Origin of the sequence: Bradyrhizobium sp. CCBAU 45394 (genome assembly GCF_028128655.1) — a bacterium.
GTDB lineage: Bacteria > Pseudomonadota > Alphaproteobacteria > Rhizobiales > Xanthobacteraceae > Bradyrhizobium > Bradyrhizobium diazoefficiens.
Window position 1 is genome coordinate 102,990 of the sequence record NZ_LBIX01000012.1, and the last position, 19,751, is coordinate 122,740.

Here is a 19,751-nt window from a genome sequence, read left to right on the forward strand (position 1 = left end):
CCCTTCGGGCGCCCCGGAATGACAGGAGCTACGGCTTCTTCAGCGCCGCATGCGGCCGGCCGAAGTCCGGCGCCGCCGAATCCTGGCCGATCTCGACGATGCCGCGACGGATGGCGCGGGTGCGGGTGAAGTGGTCGAACAGCGCTTCGCCGTCGCCGCGCCGGATCGCGCGGGTGAGTTTTGCCAGATCCTCGGTGAAGGTGCCGAGCATCTCCAGCACGGCTTCCTTGTTGGCGAGGAAGACGTCGCGCCACATCGTCGGGTCGGACGCCGCGATGCGGGTGAAGTCGCGGAAGCCGCCGGCGGAGAACTTGATCACTTCCGATTCCGTCACCTGCGCCAGCTCGTCGGCGGTGCCGACGATGGTGTAGGCGATCAGATGCGGCAGATGGCTGGTGATCGCGAGCACGAGATCATGATGATCCGGCGTCATCACCTCGACCTTGGCACCCATCGCAGCCCAGAAGGCGCGCAAGCGATCGGTGGCCGACGCGTCGACGCCTTCCGGCGGGGTGAGGATGCACCAGCGGTTGATGAAGAGCTCGGCAAAGCCGGAATCCGGCCCCGAGTGCTCGGTGCCCGCCACGGGGTGCGCCGGCACGAAATGAACGGTCTTCGGCAGATGCGGCGCCATGTCCCTGACGATCGCGCCCTTCACAGAGCCGACGTCGGAGACGATCGCGCCGGGCTTCAGATGCGCGGCGATCTCCTGCGCCACCGGTCCGCAGGCGCCGACGGGAATGCAGAGGATGACGAGATCGGCATCCTTCACCGCTTCCGCATTGGTCGCCACGACCTGATCGACGATGCCGAGCTCGAGCACGCGCGCGCGCGTCTTCTCCGAGCGCGCGGTGGTGACGATCTCGCCGGCCAGGCCCTGGAGCTTCGCAGCGCGCGCGATCGAGCCGCCGATCAGGCCGAAGCCGATCAGGGCGATGCGCTGGAAGTGCGGCTGTACGCTCATTTGCCGGCCATGAAGTCGCGCAAACCGTCGACGACGAGGCGGTTGGCCTCCTCGGTGCCGATGGTCATGCGCAGGGAATGCGGCAGGCCGTAATTCTTCAATGCCCGCAGCACGAGGCCTCGCTTCGTGAGGAAGGCGTCGGCGTCGTCCGAGGTCCTGCCCCTGTCGGTCGGGAAGTGGATCAGCACGAAATTGGCGACGCTCGGCGTTACCTTCAGGCCGAGCTTGCCGATCTCTTCGGTCAGCCAGTTGCGCCAGGTCTCGGTGAACTGCTTCGACATCGCCTGATGCGCGGCGTCCTCGATCGCGGCGACCGCGGCGTACATTGCCGGCGTCGACACGTTGAACGGACCGCGGATGCGGTTGACCGCGTCGATGATGTGCTCGGGGCCGAACATCCAGCCGATGCGCAGCGCGGCGAGGCCGTGGATCTTGGAGAAGGTGTGCGTCACCACGGTGTTCTCCGTGGTGGCGACGAGCTCGATGCCCATCTCGTAATCGTTGCGCGAGACGTAGTCGCAATAGGCGGCGTCCAGCACCAGCAGCACGTGCGAGGGCAGGCCGGCGCGCAGGCGCTTGACCTCGTCGAACGGAATATAGGTGCCGGTCGGGTTGTTCGGATTGGCGAGCCACACCAGCTTCGTCTTCGGCGTCACAGCCTTGAGGATGGCGTCGACGTCGCAGGTGAGGTTCTTCTCCTGTGCGATGACGTTCCTGGCGCCGACCGCCATGGTGGCGATCGGGTAGACCAGGAAGCCGTGCGTGGTCGAGATCGCCTCGTCGCCCTGGCCGAGATAGGTGTGGGCGAGCAGGTTGAGGATCTCGTCCGAGCCGGCGCCGCAGATGATGCGGTTGGGGTCGAGGCCGAAGGTGCGGCCGATGGCTTCGCGCAGCACCCGCGAGGTGCCTTCCGGATAGTCTTCCAGATGATCTGCCACCTTCTTGAAGGCCTCGATCGCCCTGGGCGAGGGGCCGAACGGCGTCTCGTTGGCCGAGAGCTTGAACACCTTGCGGCCCGGCTCCGGCACCGGGCTCTTGCCGGGCGTGTAGGGCGCAATATCGAGAATGCCGGGGTTCGGCACGGGGCGGGACATCTTCAACTCCGGAATGGCAGGCGGCTCGTAACTTACGATTTCGACCCGGTCGGGGGCACCGTATAGCGCGTCGCGTGGCTGCCGACGAGGGCCGTGGAGCGCACCGAGGCCCCCGCCTCGATCAGGGCAGCCTTGATCTTGTCGATGCTGCTCGCGCTCGTGACCGAGACCAGCAGCGCGGCGCCATCGAAGGCGGTATCGGGCACCGCCACGATGTCGGCGAGCGGCGACAGCGCCCGCGCGATCTCGGCATTCCACCCCGAGACGCGCACGCTGAAAGTCTCCACCTCCGTCACCAGGGCACTGTCGGCGACGCGCGAGATCGCGAACACGGGCAGCGCGGCCGGATGGTCGGCACGCTCGACGAAGGGCAGCCGCGCGATGATCTTCGGTGCGCCTTCTGCTTCCAGCTCCAGCCACCACGGGGTGCGGCTGGAAGTCGCCGAGACCAGCGCCAGATCGCCCTTGGATTTCGCGACCGCCTCGACCGCGGCCTGCGCGCTGAAATGCGCGACGTAAGGCACGGTGAAGCCGAAATGGAATCGCACGGAATCGCGCATCGCGGGCTCGCTCACCGAGATGTCGGCATGCACCGCGAACGGCGCCTGCACGTAAGTGAACGTCGCGATGATGACGCGCCAGATGCTCTCGACCGTGTCGAGCGGCAGGATGCCGCGATGGCGCTCCACGATCCGCCGCATCATGTCGGCCTCGCGCGCAGGCCGGAACGCCGAGCCCACCTCCTGGGTCTGCTTCACCTGGATCAGGCGGTCGATGATGTCGCCGCGCTGCATCAGGAGGCGATGCATGCCCTCGTCGATCGCGTCGATCTCCTTGCGCAATTCCTGCAACGATGGTGGCGCGGGCGGACGTTGGGACATATCTGGCAAGTGCTGTTGAGAGGCGTTCCAATGCGGGTCCATCAGGTCGGACCCGCCGCGGTCGATGTCTTGATTAGGCAGTCGGAGCGGCGAAAGCAAAGAGAAATGCAAAGGGAAATCGGGCCTTTTCGGCTGACGCGACGGGGACGAATTTGGTCAATCAGGACCGTATCTTGACGAAAACCGTCCAAGCCGTTAAGTTTTGCCTGTTCCGTGGTCATTTGAGCCGGCCGGCTTGCAGCCACGTTAAAAAACTCGCTAAACAGGCCGGGGACGCTTCCGATCCCGGCCGAACCTATCGTTCAGGCCGGGTTTTTTATGGCCTGATGCAAGTAGCGGTCTGAAGTCCGATCGCAAACGAGGTCGATGGTCAGATGGTTGGCGTCACGTCGATATCCAATCCCGCGATCAGTGCCGATGAGCGGTCGCATGAGGTGGATCATCCGAGCTCGCTCGTCGCGCATTTCGGCGCTGATCAGCCGTTGCCGCTCGACTGCGGCATAGATCTCACCCCGTTCCAGATCGCCTACCAGACCTATGGAGAGCTCAACGCCGATCGCTCCAACGCGATCCTGATCTGCCATGCGCTGACCGGCGACCAGCATGTCGCCAATGTGCACCCCGTCACCGGCAAGCCCGGCTGGTGGGAAACCCTCGTCGGTGCGGGCCGTCCGCTCGATCCGAGCCAATACTTCATCATCTGCGCCAATGTGATCGGTGGCTGCATGGGCTCGACCGGGCCGGCCTCGATCAATCCCGCGACCGGCAAAGTGTGGGGCCTGGATTTCCCGGTCATCACCATCCCTGACATGGTTCGCGCGCAGGCGATGCTGATCGACCGGCTCGGCATCGACACGCTGTTCGCGGTGGTCGGCGGCTCGATGGGCGGCATGCAGGTGCTGCAATGGACGGCGGCCTACCCCGAGCGCGTGTATTCCGCGCTGGCAATTGCCTGCTCGACGCGGCACTCGGCGCAGAACATCGCCTTTCACGAGCTCGGTCGCCAGGCTGTGATGGCCGATCCCGACTGGCACAATGGCGGCTACGCCGATCGCGGCATCCATCCGCATCGCGGCCTTGCGGTCGCACGGATGGCGGCGCACATCACCTATCTCTCCGACGCGGCGCTGCATCGCAAGTTCGGCCGGCGCATGCAGGACCGCGACCTGCCGACCTTCTCGTTCGACGCCGACTTCCAGGTCGAGTCCTATCTGCGCTACCAGGGCTCGTCCTTTGTCGAGCGCTTCGACGCCAACTCCTATCTCTATCTGACGCGCGCGATGGACTATTTCGACATCGCCGGCGACCATGGCGGCGTGCTGGCGAAGGCGTTCGCGGGCATCAAGACGCGCTTCTGCGTGGTCTCCTTCACCAGCGACTGGCTGTTCCCGACCTCGGAATCGCGCGCGTTGGTGCATGCGCTGAATGCGTCGAGCGCGCGGGTATCGTTCGCCGAGATCGAGACCGATCGCGGCCATGACGCCTTCCTGCTCGACGTGCCCGAATTCTTCGACATCGCCCGCGCCTTCCTGGAATCGGCCGGCAAGGCGCGCGGACTCAACGGCAGGGGTGGCTAGGATGTCAGTGCAGGAAGTGCTGCCGCTGGGCGGCCTTAGCGCGGGACAGTCCGGTCATTTTCGCGCCGACCATCTGCTCGTCGCCGAGATGGTCAAGCCGGGCTCCAAGGTGCTCGATGTCGGCTGCGGCGACGGTGATCTGCTCCAGCTTCTGGAGACCCGCGGCATCGACGGCCGCGGCATCGAATTGTCGCGCGAGGGCGTCAACCGCTGCGTCGCCAAGGGCCTCGCGGTGGTGCAGGGCGACGCCGATACCGACCTCGTGAACTATCCCGATGATGCCTTCGACTACGTGATCCTGTCGCAGACGCTCCAGGCGACGCGGCAGCCGCGTGTAGTGCTGGAAAATCTCCTGCGCATCGGCCGCCGCGCCATCGTCTCGTTCCCGAACTTCGGCTTCTGGAAGATGCGGCTCCAGCTCCTGATCGGCGGCCACATGCCGCGCACCGAGAACCTGCCGGCGACCTGGTACGACACCGCCAACATCCACTTCTGCACCATCAAGGATTTCGTCGAGCTCTGCGACGAGATCAACGTCAAGATGGAACGCTCGGTGGCGCTCGATCTCTATGGCCGCCCGGTGCCGCTGAACCTGCCCTGGTGGGTGTGGAATATGTTCGGCGAGCAGGGCGTGTTTCTGCTCACGCGCGGGCAGGGGAAGTGACGCCGTAGGCGTCATTCCGGGGCGGCACGAAGTGCCGAACCCGGAATCTCGAGATTCCGGGTTCGCTCTTCGAGCGCCCCGGAATGACTGGGTAAACTAATGCGCCGCCACCGACCTCGGATCGCGCGCCGGCCAGCGACCTGCTTCCACCAGCGTGACGAACCGCTCCACGGTCTCGTTGAACAGCGCGGGCTCCTCGAGGTTGAGCACGTGCCCCGACTTCGGAAACATCGCGAGGCCCGCGGCCGGAAGATGCTTCTTCAGGAACAGGCTCGGCCCGACGCAAGGGTCATCCTCGTCGCCACAGATGATCAGCGCCGGCGTCGCGACGCCCCTGATCGCGTCCGTCGTGGTGTAGATCGAGGGACGGCCGCCCTGGAAGCCGCGCATCGTGCGCGCCGATCCCCTGGCATCGTGCCGCGCCAGCGCGGCGTAGAAATCGGCGTGGCCGCGTGGGTCCTTGACCAGGAAGGGAATCCGGCTCGGCGCCTCGCGCGTGACTTTTGCCACCTCCGTGGAGCCGAGCGTCTCGAATTGCTCGGCATTGGCGCGGCATTGCCTGCGCCAGGCGTCGAGATTCTCGATCTCCGAACCGGAGCCGACGCCGGCGAGCGTCATCGACAGCGCCCGCTGCGGCGCGTTCAGTCCGATCTGGAGCGACGAATAGGCGCCCATCGAGAGCCCGACGAGATGCGCGCGGTCGATCCTGAGATGATCGAGCACCGCGAGCGCGTCGGTGTAGAAATGCGTGTAGGTGTAGACCTCGCCCTCAGGCACGTCCGACGGCGTGTAGCCGCGCGCCGAATAGGTGATGCAGCGGTGGCCGCGCGAGAAGTAGCGCATCTGCGGCTCCCAATTGGTGTAGTCGGCCGCGAACTCGTGCAGGAAGATGATCGGCGTTCCCTGGCCCGCTTCCTCGAAATAGATGCGGACGTCGTCCCTGGTCGTGGCGTGGGGCATTAACCGTTTCCCTCTCTTCTAGCCGCAGATGGAGGATCGCAGTTAATGCTGTTGTCCGCAATGCGGCAGCGTCAGGCCGGCACCGACACAAAATCAACCCAGCTATTCACCGGCACGGTGTCTTTTTCTCGCCACATGGGGCGGCTTAACGGCCCGAGGGATGTCGGCCGCGCACGGGCCGGCTGGGAAGTGGGGGTGTCAACGAAGGATGACTAATGTTCGAGTTGTTTGCGTCTCGCCTGTCGCGTTGTGTTGTCGCGCTGGCGCTGTTCTTCGCGGCGGTCGCCGCGTTCTCGTCTCCGGCCTCGGCACGGCCGCATCGTCATAGCGCAGAGCGGCACGCTTACGCGCATCACGCCAGCAGATATCATCATTACCGGCACCAGGCCCGCAGTTCGCGCTTCGAGCGCAGCGCGGCGCAGTTGCAGGCCGGCGGCTTCATGGACACGCAGGCCAGCTACGATCCGAACGCCAATAGCGGCGGCATGGGTGACACGCGCTATCTGGGCGGCGGTGAAATGGGCATCGGTGGAAACGTGAGCCGCGCCGGCAAAGTGAGCCGCGCCCGTAACATGAGCCACGCTGTCAACAAGAGCAGCGCTGGCGACAATGGCAACGCCGGCAACATGGGTATGAGCAGCGGCTTCGGCGGCGGATCGGGCCTCGTGTCCGAGGCGCGCCGTTATCTCGGCGGCAACCCGACCGGGCGTGGCAGCCTGTGGTGCGCGCGCTTCATGAACATGGTGCTTGAGAAGACCGGCCACCGGGGCACCGGCTCGGACATGGCGAATTCATTCGCGCGTTACGGCACGCGTGTCTCCGGCCCGCAGGTCGGTGCCATCGCGGTGATGTCGCGCGGCGGCCGGGGCGGCCACGTTGGCATCATCACCGGCGTCGACGCGCAGGGAAATCCGATCATGATCTCCGGCAACAACGGCAACCGCGTCCGCGAGGCGCCGGTCTCGCGCGGCCGCATCTATGCGTATGTGATGCCGAACTGAGGTGAGGGAGCGTAGGGTGGGCAAAGGCGCGTTAGCGCCGTGCCCACCATCTCGCCCCGCAGAGATAAAGTTGGTGGGCACGCTTCGCTTTGCCCACCCTACGAAGCTCACACCAGCTTCGGCTCTTCCACCGCGACCGCATCCCCCACGCCGATCTCGCCGCCGGCGATGACCTCGGCATAGATGCCGCAGTCCATATGTCCGAGATGCCGCGAGAGCGTCGGCGGAATCTCGAGATCGCGCTTTGCCGTCACCGGGTCCACGTTGGTGGCCGGGCAACGGACGATGCGCTTGACCACTTGCAACCGGGCCTGACCGATCGCGAGCGTCTGGCCGACGAGGTCGAGTTCGGACCAGGCCGGCCAGCCCTTCACGTAGAGATTGGCGCGGAAGCGCAGGGGATGCACGGCGGTGCCGCCGAGCATGGCCTCGATCGCGCGGACGCTGTCCAGATTGATGATGGAGACGACCTTGCGGGCGACGTCGGAAAAGCTGTGGTCGCGGCCGGACAGGACTTTTGGCGGGCCCTTCAGCTCCGGCTGAAAGTTTTCGCTGAAGTAGCGCTCGATGGCGGCGCGCCCGGCGGCGGTCTCCAGATCGCCGCTGGCGACGATCTGGCCGTCCTTGCGGATGGTCAGGCGGTTGGTCGCGTCCTCGAACCGGCTGTCGAGGGAAGCCAGCCGCTCATTGCGGGCCAGCATCAGAAACTGGATTTTCGGCTTCCAGGCCGGCGCCTCGGGATCGAACCCGCTCGGGCCGTTCTCGATGGCGTAGCGGCGGTCGGCGGGCAGGGTCTGGCCGACCCGCAAGGCAACGCGGGGCAGGGGTTCCGGGGTGAGGCCCTTGATGGGATAGCGGTAGAGGCCGGTGATCTCGGCGGTCTGGCTGGCTGTCATGGCGCTACTTAGGGGATTCGGCCACGCCGCGCCAAGCGGGCCGATGCGCGCACGAAATTGTGAAGACGCCTCTTTCGCTCCCGCAGCCCGCATCCCACATCTGCCTCAGGCCGGCGGCAGCGTCGGTAAATAACGACCGTTACCGGTTGAGAAACGTCAATGCGGTAATCGGAAACCCAATGAAGATGCCGTTTGGAGTGCCTTAGAGGGCTCCATGGGCAGGCCGAGGGAAAGAAAAGATGAACATCGAGAAGTATACCGAACGCTCCAGGGGCTTCATCCAGTCCGCGCAGTCGCTTGCGGTGCGCGAGGGGCACCAGCAGTTTTCGACCCTGCACGTCCTGAAGGTGCTGCTGGACGACAATGAGGGGCTCGCTGCCGGTCTGATCGACCGTGCCGGCGGCAATTCCCGCGCAATTTTGAAGGCGACCGAGGACGCCCTGAACAAGGTGCCGAAGGTCTCCGGCGGCGGCGCCGGGCAGATCTATCTGGCGCCCGAGCTCGCGCGCACCTTCGATGCCGCCGAAAAGGCCGGCGAGAAGGCCGGCGACAGTTTTGTCACCGTCGAGCGGCTGCTGCTCGGCCTCACGCTGGAGAAGACCAGCGAGGCCGGCACGATCCTCAGCAAGGGTGGTGTCACCCCGCAAAACCTCAACGCGGCGATCGAGGCCCTGCGCAAGGGCCGCACGGCCGACTCGGCGACCGCCGAGAACGCCTATGACGCGCTGAAGAAATATGCCCGCGACCTGACCCAGGCCGCGCGCGACGGCAAGCTCGACCCGGTCATCGGCCGCGACGAGGAGATCCGCCGCACCATCCAGGTGCTCTCGCGCCGGACCAAGAACAATCCCGTCCTGATCGGTGAGCCCGGCGTCGGCAAGACCGCCATCGCCGAGGGCCTCGCGCTGCGCATCGTCAACGGTGACGTGCCGGAGAGCCTGAAGGACAAGAAGCTGCTCTCGCTCGACTTGGGCGCACTGATCGCCGGCGCGAAATACCGCGGCGAGTTCGAGGAACGGCTGAAGGCCGTGCTCCAGGAGGTGACCGGGAGCGAGGGCACCTTCATCCTGTTCATCGACGAGATGCACACGCTGATCGGGGCAGGCAAGGGCGACGGCGCGATGGACGCATCGAACCTGCTGAAGCCGGCGCTCGCCCGCGGCGAGCTGCACTGCATCGGCGCGACCACGCTCGACGAGTACCAGAAACATGTCGAGAAGGATGCGGCGTTGGCGCGGCGCTTCCAGCCGATCTTCGTCAGCGAGCCCTCGGTCGAGGACACCATCTCGATCCTGCGCGGCCTGAAGGACAAGTACGAGCAGCACCATGGCGTGCGGATCACCGATTCCGCGCTTGTTGCCTCCGCGACGTTGTCCAACCGCTACATCACCGACCGCTTCCTGCCCGACAAGGCGATCGACCTCATGGACGAGGCCGCCGCGCGCCTGAAGATGCAGGTCGATTCCAAGCCGGAAGAGCTCGATTCGATGGATCGGGAAATCATCCGGCTGAAGATCGAACAGGAAGCATTGAAGAAGGAGAGCGACGCCGGTTCGAAGAGCCGCCTGCAGACGCTTGAAAAGGAACTCGTCGAGCTCGAGGAAAAATCCGCGTCGTTGACGGCGCGCTGGAGCGCGGAGAAGAACAAGCTCTCCGATGCGCAGAAGCTCAAGGCCGAGCTCGACGGCTTGCGTGTCGAGCTCGCCAATGCCCAGCGCCGCGGCGAATTCCAGCGTGCCGGCGAGCTAGCCTATGGCCGGATCCCCGAGCTCGAACGGCAGCTTGCGGACATCGAGGCCAAGGAGAACTCCGGCGAGATGATGGAGGAGGCGGTCACCGCCAACCACATCGCGCAGGTGGTCTCGCGCTGGACCGGCGTGCCCGTCGACAAGATGCTGGAGGGCGAGAAGGACAAGTTGCTGAAGATGGAGGACTCCCTCGGCAAGCGCGTCGTCGGCCAGGCCGAAGCCGTTCATGCGGTCGCAACGGCCGTGCGCCGCTCCCGCGCGGGTCTCCAGGATCCGAATCGGCCGATGGGCTCGTTCATGTTCTTAGGCCCCACCGGCGTCGGCAAGACCGAGCTGACCAAGGCGCTCGCGGAGTACCTGTTCAACGACGAGACCGCGATGGTCCGCCTCGACATGTCCGAGTACATGGAGAAGCATTCGGTCTCGCGGCTGATCGGCGCGCCTCCGGGCTATGTCGGCTATGACGAGGGCGGCGCGCTCACCGAAGCGGTGCGGCGCCGGCCCTACCAGGTCGTGCTGTTCGACGAGATCGAGAAGGCGCATCCTGACGTCTTCAACGTCCTGTTGCAGGTGCTCGACGACGGCCGCCTGACCGATGGCCAGGGCCGCACCGTCGATTTCCGCAACACGCTGATCATCATGACCTCGAACCTCGGTTCGGAGTTCTTGGTGAATCAACCCGAGGGCGAAGACACGTCGGCCGTGCGCGAGCAGGTGATGGGAATGGTGCGGGGACATTTCCGCCCGGAATTCCTCAACCGCGTCGACGAGATCATCCTGTTCCACCGCTTGCAGCGGAGCGAGATGGGCCGGATCGTCGAGATCCAGTTCGCCCGGCTGCAGAAGCTGCTGACCGATCGCAAGATCGTGCTGACGCTCGACGGCGCGGCCCGCGACTGGCTCGCCGCCAAGGGCTGGGATCCCGCCTACGGCGCACGGCCGCTCAAGCGGGTGATCCAGCGCTACCTCCAGGACCCGCTCGCCGAGATGATCCTGGCCGGCGACGTCAAGGACGGCGACAACGTCGCGATCTCGTCCGAAGGCAACGTGCTGACCTTCAACGGCAAGGCCCCGCAAACCGCGGAGATCGCCCAGTTCGAGGCGCCGGCGTCGAAGCGGAAGTTGAACTGAGCGTCATCGCTGCCTGAAACGGCAGATCGCCCCGGAGAGGTTCACTTCTCCGGGGCGAATTGTTTTGGGCTGATCCTAGCCGACGGCGGACGCGGAGCCGGGCTCGGCCGGTCCGGCCTCGTCGTCGTCTTCTTCAAGCTCGGACAGGATATCGACCAGCTCGCGCACCCGTCCCTGCGCCAGCGGTCGCAAATCGTTGATCAACGGCTCGTCATTGGCGAGCCAGGCCTGGGCTTCGGCGAGCTCCTCGACGGTCGCGCCGGTCCCGATAATCTGGGCAATGGTGACCTCGTCGGCTCGATCCACGGCCTTGACGACATCGTCGCGTGAGAGGCGCGTCATGGGGCGATCCTCCTGCTGGTCGGTCCCGTTAGCCTCTAACCGGGAACCCGCGCGCCGGTTCCCCCGCAGCCGGATCCCGCTGGCAGACGCTACTTCTTCACCGCCTTGTAGATCGCATTCTCGATGTCGGAGGAAAAATAGATGACGCCGGTGGCGCCGATGGCGACGCCGGTCGGGATGTGGGTGGGCAGGCCGCCGGGTGCGCCCGCAAGGCCGATCGGGAGATCGGCCGCGATCTCGGTGATCTTGCCGTCCTCCGGCGTGATCTCGATCAGCCGCCTGGCGCCGACTTCCGCCACGATCAGCTTGCCGTCGCTGGTGCGCGCGAGGCCCTCGGGCATCTTCAACTCCTTGGCGAGCACGGTCTTCTCGCCGTTTTGCTCGATCTTGGACACGACACCCGCGAAGGCCTCGGTGACATAGACGTCGCCATGCGATCCGGCGACGAGCCCCACCGGACCCTCGAGGTCGCCGATCAGCGTGGTGCGATCCTTGCCGTGCTCGCCGCTGGCGCGGACCAGCGATTTGGTGCCGAGCTCGGCCACCAGGATGCTGCCGTCCTCGAGCACGATCGCATCATGCGGCGCCTTGAAGTCATGCAGCATGTCGCGCGTCGCGCCGGTCTTGTTGTCGATCACCTGCACCGTGCCGGTGAACCAGCTCGACAGGATCACGTCGTTGCCCTTTGCCGTGGCGCTCATCGGATATTCGAGCGTGACGCCGGCGGCGTGCATGCGCGCCTTCTCGGTGACCTCGCCGGTCGTACCGTCCACGGTGCGATAGGCGAACACGTCGGCGACGTGGATCGTATCCTTGCCATTCTCCGAGGTGACGCCGATGCCGCCGGGCAACGCGAGCTTGCCGATGATGATTTGCTTGGCCTGGCCGCTGGCCGGATCGACCTCCTGGATACCGTTGTCGGCCATGTTGGAGACGTAGATGCGGTCCTTCTCGTCGATCGCGAGGTTGTCCAGCGACGGCTTCAGCTGCGCGACCATGGTCTTGGCGCCCGACTTGGGATCGACCCGAACGAGCTGGCCGAGCGCGGTGTCGACCACCCACAGATTGCCCTTGGAATCGAAATTCACCGCGGCCGGGACCTTGAAGCCGTCGGCAACCACCGTCAGCTCGGCCCTGTCGACGTCGACCTTGGCGACCTGTCCCTTGAACCAGAGCGGGCCGTAGAGCTTGTCGTCGGGACCGAACTCGAAGCCGTTGAGGCCGCCCATCTTCTCCATGATCTGACGCGGCGGTTTGACGCCTTCGACGTCGATCTCGTAGAGCGTGTCGCCGAGGAAGACCGTCGTGGCGTAGAGCCTGCCGTCCTTGCGGAAGGCCAGCGAATTGATGCCGGGAAGGCCGGAGGCGAGCTTCTTGATCGGGCCGTCGCCCTTGCGCGAATAGAGATCGCCGGCCAGGAAGCCGGTCCAGGCCATGGTGCCGTCGGGCGCGAATGCGATGTCGTCGGCCATTCCGATCGGAGCCGGGATTGCAACCTTGGCGGTACCGCTAGCGATATCCACCTCGTAGAGCATGGCGCCGGCGACGCTGCCGGCAAACAGATGGCCGGCCTTGTCGATCCCGAGCCCATGCACGCCATGGAACGCCGAGCCGGGGACGAGTTTCGTGACCTCCCAAGTCTCCGGTAATTTCTGGGCTGACGCGCTCGTGGTGCAGAAAATCGCAGCAATGACGGCTGTGCAGGCAAGCCTGCTCTTCATGGCGTGACCTCCCATTTTTGGAAAGTATTCGCCCGTCATCCGGCTTTGGCAAACGAAACTTGACGTTGTGTCGCCGTAAAGCGGCGTCGCTTCGAAAGCGTCCCATTCAACCGTGTTGGTGAAGATGTCCGGTCGATGTCGGCCGGTTGCCGGCCTACCGGTTGGTGACCTGCAACGGTCCGCCGGTCGCATCCGAGATACGGGCGATGGCGCCGCCCCGGCCGCTCATCATGCCGTCGAGCCGGTCGCGCTCCTTCTCGAAGCCGGCCAGCATCGGGCCTTCCAGCGAACGGCCGCGCGGCAGTTTCACGCGCAGCGGATCGACGAAGCGGCCGTTCACGAGGATTTCGTAGTGCACGTGCGGACCGGTCGACGCGCCGGTCGAGCCGACGAAGCCGATGACCTGGCCCTGGCGGACCTTCTTGCCGGCTTCCATGCCCTTGGCGAAGGCCGACATGTGGCCATAGGCCGTCTCGTACCCGTTGTTGTGCTTGATGCGGATGTATTTGCCGTATCCGCCCTCAGTGCCGGCCTTCTCGATCACGCCGTTGCCGGAGGCGAAGATCGGCGTGCCGTAGGCGGTGGCCCAGTCGACGCCGGTGTGCATCTTCACATAGCCGAGGATCGGATGGCGGCGGCCGCCGAAGCCGGAGCGCATGATGGCGTTGTTGACGGGCTTCCTGACCAGGAACTTCTTCGCGCTCTTGCCGCTCTCGTCGTAGTAGTCGACGACGCCGTCGTCGGGGCTCTGGTAGCGGTAGTATTTCTTGGTCTCGCCGCCGACCGTGAGGGAAGCGAACAGAACGTCGTTCTTTTCGTTCGACGTCACGCCCTCGTCTTCGCCGGCGTAGAACACGTCGAAGGAATCGCCAGGCTGCACCTTGCGCTGGAAATCGACGTCGTAGGAGTAGATCTTGATCATGTCGTCGATGACCGGCATCGGCACTTTGTTGCGCATCGCGGTCTCGTAGATGCTTTGGTAGAGCCGCACGCCGGTGCCGTCATCGTCGTCATCGTCGTCGCTGTTGGCGTTGGCCGTGGCATCAGCGACGGTGTTCATGCTGGAGACGTCGACCGCGACGTATTTGCCGAGGTCGGACAGCGCCGCGATCGCCTCGACCATGGTGTCGTTTGCAACCACGACGCGATAGGGCTGGAGCCGGGCGCCGGGGCTTGCGGGCGCCATCAGGATGCGGAGCTTCTCGCCTTCCTTCAGGCCGCCGTCGCGGCCGCGCGGGCCGAGTGTCGCGGCGATCGCCTTGATCTCGTCCGCTGTGGCGCCGAGATCGCGCAGGACGGAGGCGACGCTGTCGCCCTTCTTGACCAGATGGACGCGCTCGCCGTTGGGATTGCCGCCGGTGATCTGCTCCTTGGTCTTCGGCAGCAGCGTGACGTTTTCTGGCACCACGCGCGTCTCGAAGCCGGCATAGGGATCCGACGGCGACACTTCGGTGGCGTAGGCCATCTTCATGTCGGACGCGCCGGAAACGTCGGCGGTGGCATTGGCGAGCGAGGCGTAGCGCACCCCGCCATTGCCGCGCCAGTTAGCGGCATCGCGGACCCGCATCAGGATGTCGTCGAGCGCCACCACCGCGGAAATCTTGGCCTTCGGCAGCACCGGCGACAGGTCCTTGGTGACGAAGGAGACCTCGGCGTCGGGTTCGACCGCTTCGGGGTTGTTGGGATCGTCGGCGGCGGTTTTCGGATCGGAGCCGACGTCGGTGAGAAGGCGCTGGGCGTTGAACGGCGGAATTTTCGCCGACAGGTCGCTCGTCGTCATCGACAGATTGCCGGCGATCCGGACGAAGGGACGCACCCGCATCACGTCGCGATTGCCGACGCGGGCCACCGTGGAGACGCGCACGATGTTGCGCGATGCGGTGGATTCGTTCGGTGGCGGCAGGCGGTCGCTCTTGTGCAGCGTGGCGGCGCGATCAGCTGCGCCAAACGCGCCACGCAGCGCGCCTTCGACCCGCTCCGGCACCTTGGCGAAGGTCATCTCGCCGTCGAGCGAAGCGAAAACGGCGCCGCCGATCAGGGCTGCGCCGCAAAGTCCGGTCAGAATTGTCCCGCTGAACCATTGGACCGAAACACGACGGCGGTCGATGACGGCGGCTTCGGAACCATCGACGGAAAGCGGCGGCTCGTGGCCGAGATCGATGATCCCGGTCTCACGCCCGTAAGCGCCGCGTGACGTCCTGTGGTTCAACCCAAGTCCCCCAATCAACGACCCAAGAGGCCCATACCAGCCCGGTTTCGAGCCCCTCCCTGGTCGCCCTCTTGGAGGGGCATCGCAGGAAACGGCAAGCCGCACAGGCGCTCGCGGTCAGAAGGCCCTGATGACGGGCCGGCCGAAATTACGAACAGCTAAGCGGAAAAAGATCTCTCGATGTCTCTCGAATGTCTGAAGAAGGCCGCTTCATCGGTATGATCGCCTTCCTCTGACCCCACGCAAACCGCCGGCAGCCCCCACTGGCATCCCCGCGATTCAAGCTTGTCTCTTATCAGAACGCCGCGGGATTGTGGCTCTAGTACGGCGCCTAATATGGAAAAAGTTTCCTGAAGGGGCGACCGGCCGAGCCCGTCCGGGGAGGGCGCCCGAAGCCGCTTCCGGAGCCCCTCCGAAGCCCTTCCGGAGCTCCCTGGGGCGCAAACTTTTTTTGAGATTTTTTGCGGCGCGGCCGCGGTCGGCGCGCTCATGCCCTCTCTAATCGACTGGAATCACTGGATTTTTTTTCAACAATCCACTGTGCGACGATTTGTTGACGATTGGCGTTGACAGCCCGGAAGGTGGGGCCTATAACCCCAACCACTGAGCGCGGCGCCGCCGGGTCACTGACCAAGGCGAGCGAACGCGCCACTGATGCTCCTCACCTTGTTGAGTGACACAACAGCCGACACCAGTCGGTTGGAGTTCATCCATCGTCGGTAAGGGTGTCGGAACCCTTCCTCTCAGGAAGGTTGGGGCCTCTCCGGTCCCGGGCTGTTTGACAAGTGAAGATGAAGAAAGAGAAACGTGGACGGCGGAGTCCTTGCGGGTCTCGGCTCTGAAAAGCTTCGGCTTTTCTGATCGAGACCGGACGAAAGACTTCGGCGGTACACGTTTTAAAGGAAACACCATCGTTGCCAGCGATGTGAATCGCAGGCAGCTCGTCGATTTCGGTCGATGAAAAATGGTGGGACCTCGTCAAACGTTGTGATCAGCCGGTTCAAAGTTCAAGTCCAACTTGAGAGTTTGATCCTGGCTCAGAGCGAACGCTGGCGGCAGGCTTAACACATGCAAGTCGAGCGGGCGTAGCAATACGTCAGCGGCAGACGGGTGAGTAACGCGTGGGAACGTACCTTTTGGTTCGGAACAACACAGGGAAACTTGTGCTAATACCGGATAAGCCCTTACGGGGAAAGATTTATCGCCGAAAGATCGGCCCGCGTCTGATTAGCTAGTTGGTAGGGTAACGGCCTACCAAGGCGACGATCAGTAGCTGGTCTGAGAGGATGATCAGCCACATTGGGACTGAGACACGGCCCAAACTCCTACGGGAGGCAGCAGTGGGGAATATTGGACAATGGGGGCAACCCTGATCCAGCCATGCCGCGTGAGTGATGAAGGCCCTAGGGTTGTAAAGCTCTTTTGTGCGGGAAGATAATGACGGTACCGCAAGAATAAGCCCCGGCTAACTTCGTGCCAGCAGCCGCGGTAATACGAAGGGGGCTAGCGTTGCTCGGAATCACTGGGCGTAAAGGGTGCGTAGGCGGGTCTTTAAGTCAGGGGTGAAATCCTGGAGCTCAACTCCAGAACTGCCTTTGATACTGAAGATCTTGAGTTCGGGAGAGGTGAGTGGAACTGCGAGTGTAGAGGTGAAATTCGTAGATATTCGCAAGAACACCAGTGGCGAAGGCGGCTCACTGGCCCGATACTGACGCTGAGGCACGAAAGCGTGGGGAGCAAACAGGATTAGATACCCTGGTAGTCCACGCCGTAAACGATGAATGCCAGCCGTTAGTGGGTTTACTCACTAGTGGCGCAGCTAACGCTTTAAGCATTCCGCCTGGGGAGTACGGTCGCAAGATTAAAACTCAAAGGAATTGACGGGGGCCCGCACAAGCGGTGGAGCATGTGGTTTAATTCGACGCAACGCGCAGAACCTTACCAGCCCTTGACATGTCCAGGACCGGTCGCAGAGATGTGACCTTCTCTTCGGAGCCTGGAACACAGGTGCTGCATGGCTGTCGTCAGCTCGTGTCGTGAGATGTTGGGTTAAGTCCCGCAACGAGCGCAACCCCCGTCCTTAGTTGCTACCATTTAGTTGAGCACTCTAAGGAGACTGCCGGTGATAAGCCGCGAGGAAGGTGGGGATGACGTCAAGTCCTCATGGCCCTTACGGGCTGGGCTACACACGTGCTACAATGGCGGTGACAATGGGATGCTAAGGGGCGACCCTTCGCAAATCTCAAAAAGCCGTCTCAGTTCGGATTGGGCTCTGCAACTCGAGCCCATGAAGTTGGAATCGCTAGTAATCGTGGATCAGCACGCCACGGTGAATACGTTCCCGGGCCTTGTACACACCGCCCGTCACACCATGGGAGTTGGCTTTACCTGAAGACGGTGCGCTAACCAGCAATGGAGGCAGCCGGCCACGGTAGGGTCAGCGACTGGGGTGAAGTCGTAACAAGGTAGCCGTAGGGGAACCTGCGGCTGGATCACCTCCTTTCTAAGGATGATCCTTCAGCGAGCTTCGGCTCACTATCGGATCGTTTTAGAAACATCAGTGGCCAACAGTCGTCAGGATTGTTGAGCTGCATTGGCGGGATTTCGCCGTCTTCGTTTCTCTTTCTTCGCGGACGAACACGCGCCGGGGCTGCGCTGTGCGATTGCATTTGGCGCTAGTCGCCGGTTGCTGCACGCCAAGACCCTAGTCCTTGATAGGATAGCGTTAGGGGCTTGTAGCTCAGTTGGTTAGAGCGCGCGCTTGATAAGCGTGAGGTCGGAAGTTCAAGTCTTCCCAGGCCCACCACTTTCATCGAGTGAGCATTCGTCTTCTGGTTACGGGGCCATAGCTCAGCTGGGAGAGCGCGTGCTTTGCAAGCATGAGGTCGTCGGTTCGATCCCGTCTGGCTCCACCAGATGGTTTGATCATCGACTGATCGTGCACCTAAATCGTCCGCGAAACATCACTTCGCACTTGCTAGTCCGGATGGACAGCAGGCTGCGTGATTTCTGACATCGTAAAGAGGAGATCGATCCGAGTTGGATCGTGCAGAGGATTTCTGCGCGATACTTCATTATCTCCGGATCATTTCGGCGCTCACGCGTCCTTCAAGGTCAAACTTGAAAGACGGGCGAGTTGTAAATGATCCTTTTAGCGAAGCTTGACCGCCTCGCTATCGGAACGATCTTACGAAGCAAGCTGGTCTTTCTAATCATTGTCCGGCTGCAGATAGCGTTCATCGAGGGCGCGTGCCGCAAGGCAGTTCTGCAGACAACATTCTGCCGAGTGTGTGGACATTGATAATGAGAGCAATCAAGTGCCTTAAGGGTGTTCGGTGGATGCCTTGGCGCTGAGAGGCGATGAAGGACGTGCTACGCTGCGATAAGCCGTGGGGAGCTGCGAAGAAGCTTTGATCCGCGGATTTCCGAATGGGGAAACCCACCTTCGATAGCCGGAACTCCAAGACCTTTGTCGAAAGACATCGGTGTGGGGTTCGACCAGATGATGGAAGATGCCTAGGCCTTTAGATTTCGATCGAAGAGGTTTTGGATTTCCGGTTATCAAGAGAAGGTATGAGACTTCTGAATACATAGGAGGTTTCAAGCAAACCCAGGGAACTGAAACATCTAAGTACCTGGAGGAAAGGACATCAACAGAGACTCCGTTAGTAGTGGCGAGCGAACGCGGACCAGGCCAGTGATACATCAAAGACAATCGGAACCAGTCAGGAAAGCTGGGCCTCAGAGGGTGATAGCCCCGTACGAGTAATGCGATGATGTATCCACGAGTAAGGCGGGACACGTGCAATCCTGTCTGAACGCGGGGGGACCACCCTCCAAGCCTAAGTACTCCTCAGCGACCGATAGTGAACCAGTACCGTGAGGGAAAGGTGAAAAGCACCCCGACGAGGGGAGTGAAATAGACCTGAAACCGGACACCTACAAACAGATGGAGCCCAAGATTCGTTCTGGGTGACATCGTACCTTTTGTATTATGGGCCAGCGACTTAATTTAACGAGCAAGCTTAAGCCGATAGGCGAAGGCGTAGCGAAAGCGAGTCTGAATAGGGCGTCAAGTTCGTTGTATTAGACCCGAAACCTAGTGATCTAGCCATGAGCAGGTTGAAGGTGAGGTAACACTCACTGGAGGACCGAACGGGTGCCTGTTGAAAAAGGCTCCGATGACTTGTGGTTAGGGGTGAAAGGCCAATCAAACTGGGAAATAGCTGGTTCTCCGCGAAAGATATTTAGGTATCGCCTCGGATGAATACCTCAGGGGGTAGAGCACTGGATGGGCTAGGGGGACTTACCGTCTTACCAAACCCAACCAAACTCCGAATACCTGAGAGTACTATCCGGGAGTCACACGGCGGGTGCTAACGTCCGTCGTGGAGAGGGAAACAACCCGGACCTACAGCTAAGGCCCCTAATTCGTGGCTAAGTGGGAAAGGATGTGGAAATCCCAAAACAACCAGGAGGTTGGCTTAGAAGCAGCCATCCTTTAAAGAAAGCGTAACAGCTCACTGGTCTAAATAAGGGTTTCTGCGCCGAAGATGTAACGGG

Annotated in this window: 12 protein-coding genes, 2 tRNA genes, 2 rRNA genes and 1 riboswitch (1 of these 17 only partly in view); of the genes, 8 read left to right on the plus strand and 8 right to left on the minus strand. The window is 63.0% G+C overall.

Going from position 1 to position 19,751, the window contains the following annotated elements; translation table 11 throughout:
• Positions 1-28: 28 nt before the first annotated feature.
• The 3 genes from WN73_RS07660 to WN73_RS07670 are packed head-to-tail and all read right to left on the minus strand — an operon-like array spanning position 29 to position 2,939.
• Complete coding sequence (locus WN73_RS07660) at positions 29-964, minus strand: prephenate/arogenate dehydrogenase family protein (protein ID WP_011084213.1); 936 nt, start codon at positions 962-964, stop codon at positions 29-31.
• Positions 961-2,058: a pyridoxal phosphate-dependent aminotransferase gene (locus tag WN73_RS07665; RefSeq protein ID WP_028173535.1), complete on the minus strand. Its 1,098-nt coding sequence runs from the start codon at positions 2,056-2,058 to the stop codon at positions 961-963. The genes WN73_RS07660 and WN73_RS07665 overlap by 4 nt, the downstream gene beginning before the upstream one ends.
• Positions 2,059-2,090: 32 nt before the next feature.
• A complete protein-coding gene (locus WN73_RS07670) occupies positions 2,091-2,939 on the minus strand; it encodes a chorismate mutase (RefSeq protein WP_011084215.1) in 849 nt (282 codons plus the stop codon).
• A gap of 203 nt (positions 2,940-3,142) precedes the next feature.
• A riboswitch (SAM riboswitch) is annotated at positions 3,143-3,222 on the plus strand.
• 91 nt (positions 3,223-3,313) lie between these two features.
• Here WN73_RS07670 and metX point away from each other — a divergent pair.
• Both metX and metW read left to right on the plus strand, forming a co-directional pair.
• Positions 3,314-4,516 (plus strand): homoserine O-acetyltransferase MetX, encoded by a 1,203-nt coding sequence (gene metX, locus WN73_RS07675; protein WP_028173534.1) that lies wholly within the window; start codon positions 3,314-3,316, stop codon positions 4,514-4,516.
• A 1-nt stretch (position 4,517) separates the two neighbouring features.
• On the plus strand, positions 4,518-5,180 hold the full coding sequence (gene metW / locus WN73_RS07680; protein WP_060910126.1) for a methionine biosynthesis protein MetW: 663 nt from the start codon (positions 4,518-4,520) through the stop codon (positions 5,178-5,180).
• A 96-nt stretch (positions 5,181-5,276) separates the two neighbouring features.
• Here metW and WN73_RS07685 read toward each other — a convergent pair whose 3' ends face one another.
• Positions 5,277-6,140: an alpha/beta fold hydrolase gene (locus tag WN73_RS07685; RefSeq protein ID WP_271552232.1), complete on the minus strand. Its 864-nt coding sequence runs from the start codon at positions 6,138-6,140 to the stop codon at positions 5,277-5,279.
• A gap of 215 nt (positions 6,141-6,355) precedes the next feature.
• Between WN73_RS07685 and WN73_RS07690 the strand changes: the two genes are divergently transcribed.
• A complete protein-coding gene (locus tag WN73_RS07690) occupies positions 6,356-7,141 on the plus strand; it encodes an NlpC/P60 family protein (protein ID WP_028173531.1) in 786 nt (261 codons plus the stop codon).
• 107 nt (positions 7,142-7,248) lie between these two features.
• Here WN73_RS07690 and WN73_RS07695 read toward each other — a convergent pair whose 3' ends face one another.
• Complete coding sequence (locus WN73_RS07695) at positions 7,249-8,037, minus strand: MOSC domain-containing protein (protein WP_271552234.1); 789 nt, start codon at positions 8,035-8,037, stop codon at positions 7,249-7,251.
• A gap of 239 nt (positions 8,038-8,276) precedes the next feature.
• Between WN73_RS07695 and clpB the strand changes: the two genes are divergently transcribed.
• A complete protein-coding gene (gene clpB / locus WN73_RS07700; RefSeq protein WP_271552235.1) occupies positions 8,277-10,916 on the plus strand; it encodes an ATP-dependent chaperone ClpB in 2,640 nt (879 codons plus the stop codon).
• 75 nt (positions 10,917-10,991) lie between these two features.
• Here clpB and WN73_RS07705 read toward each other — a convergent pair whose 3' ends face one another.
• The 3 genes from WN73_RS07705 to WN73_RS07715 all read right to left on the minus strand — a co-directional run bounded on the left by WN73_RS07705 (position 10,992) and on the right by WN73_RS07715 (position 15,188).
• A complete protein-coding gene (locus tag WN73_RS07705) occupies positions 10,992-11,258 on the minus strand; it encodes a hypothetical protein (RefSeq protein WP_271552236.1) in 267 nt (88 codons plus the stop codon).
• An 89-nt stretch (positions 11,259-11,347) separates the two neighbouring features.
• Positions 11,348-12,979 carry a hypothetical protein gene (locus WN73_RS07710; RefSeq protein ID WP_271552238.1) on the minus strand — a complete coding sequence of 544 codons (1,632 nt, stop codon included), beginning with the start codon at positions 12,977-12,979 and terminating at the stop codon, positions 11,348-11,350.
• Positions 12,980-13,133: 154 nt separating this feature from the next.
• Positions 13,134-15,188 (minus strand): M23 family metallopeptidase, encoded by a 2,055-nt coding sequence (locus WN73_RS07715; RefSeq protein WP_038965357.1) that lies wholly within the window; start codon positions 15,186-15,188, stop codon positions 13,134-13,136.
• A 1,014-nt stretch (positions 15,189-16,202) separates the two neighbouring features.
• Between WN73_RS07715 and WN73_RS07720 the strand changes: the two genes are divergently transcribed.
• The 4 genes from WN73_RS07720 to WN73_RS07735 form a co-directional block, all read left to right on the plus strand.
• Positions 16,203-17,691: ribosomal RNA gene (locus WN73_RS07720) — 16S ribosomal RNA — on the plus strand.
• A gap of 226 nt (positions 17,692-17,917) precedes the next feature.
• Positions 17,918-17,994: transfer RNA gene (locus WN73_RS07725), tRNA-Ile, on the plus strand.
• A gap of 33 nt (positions 17,995-18,027) precedes the next feature.
• Positions 18,028-18,103 (plus strand) — tRNA-Ala (locus tag WN73_RS07730).
• A 396-nt stretch (positions 18,104-18,499) separates the two neighbouring features.
• A 23S ribosomal RNA gene (locus tag WN73_RS07735) occupies positions 18,500-19,751 on the plus strand (it continues 1,622 nt past the right edge of the window).
• The 16S and 23S rRNA genes sit together here with 2 tRNA genes alongside, the layout of an rRNA operon.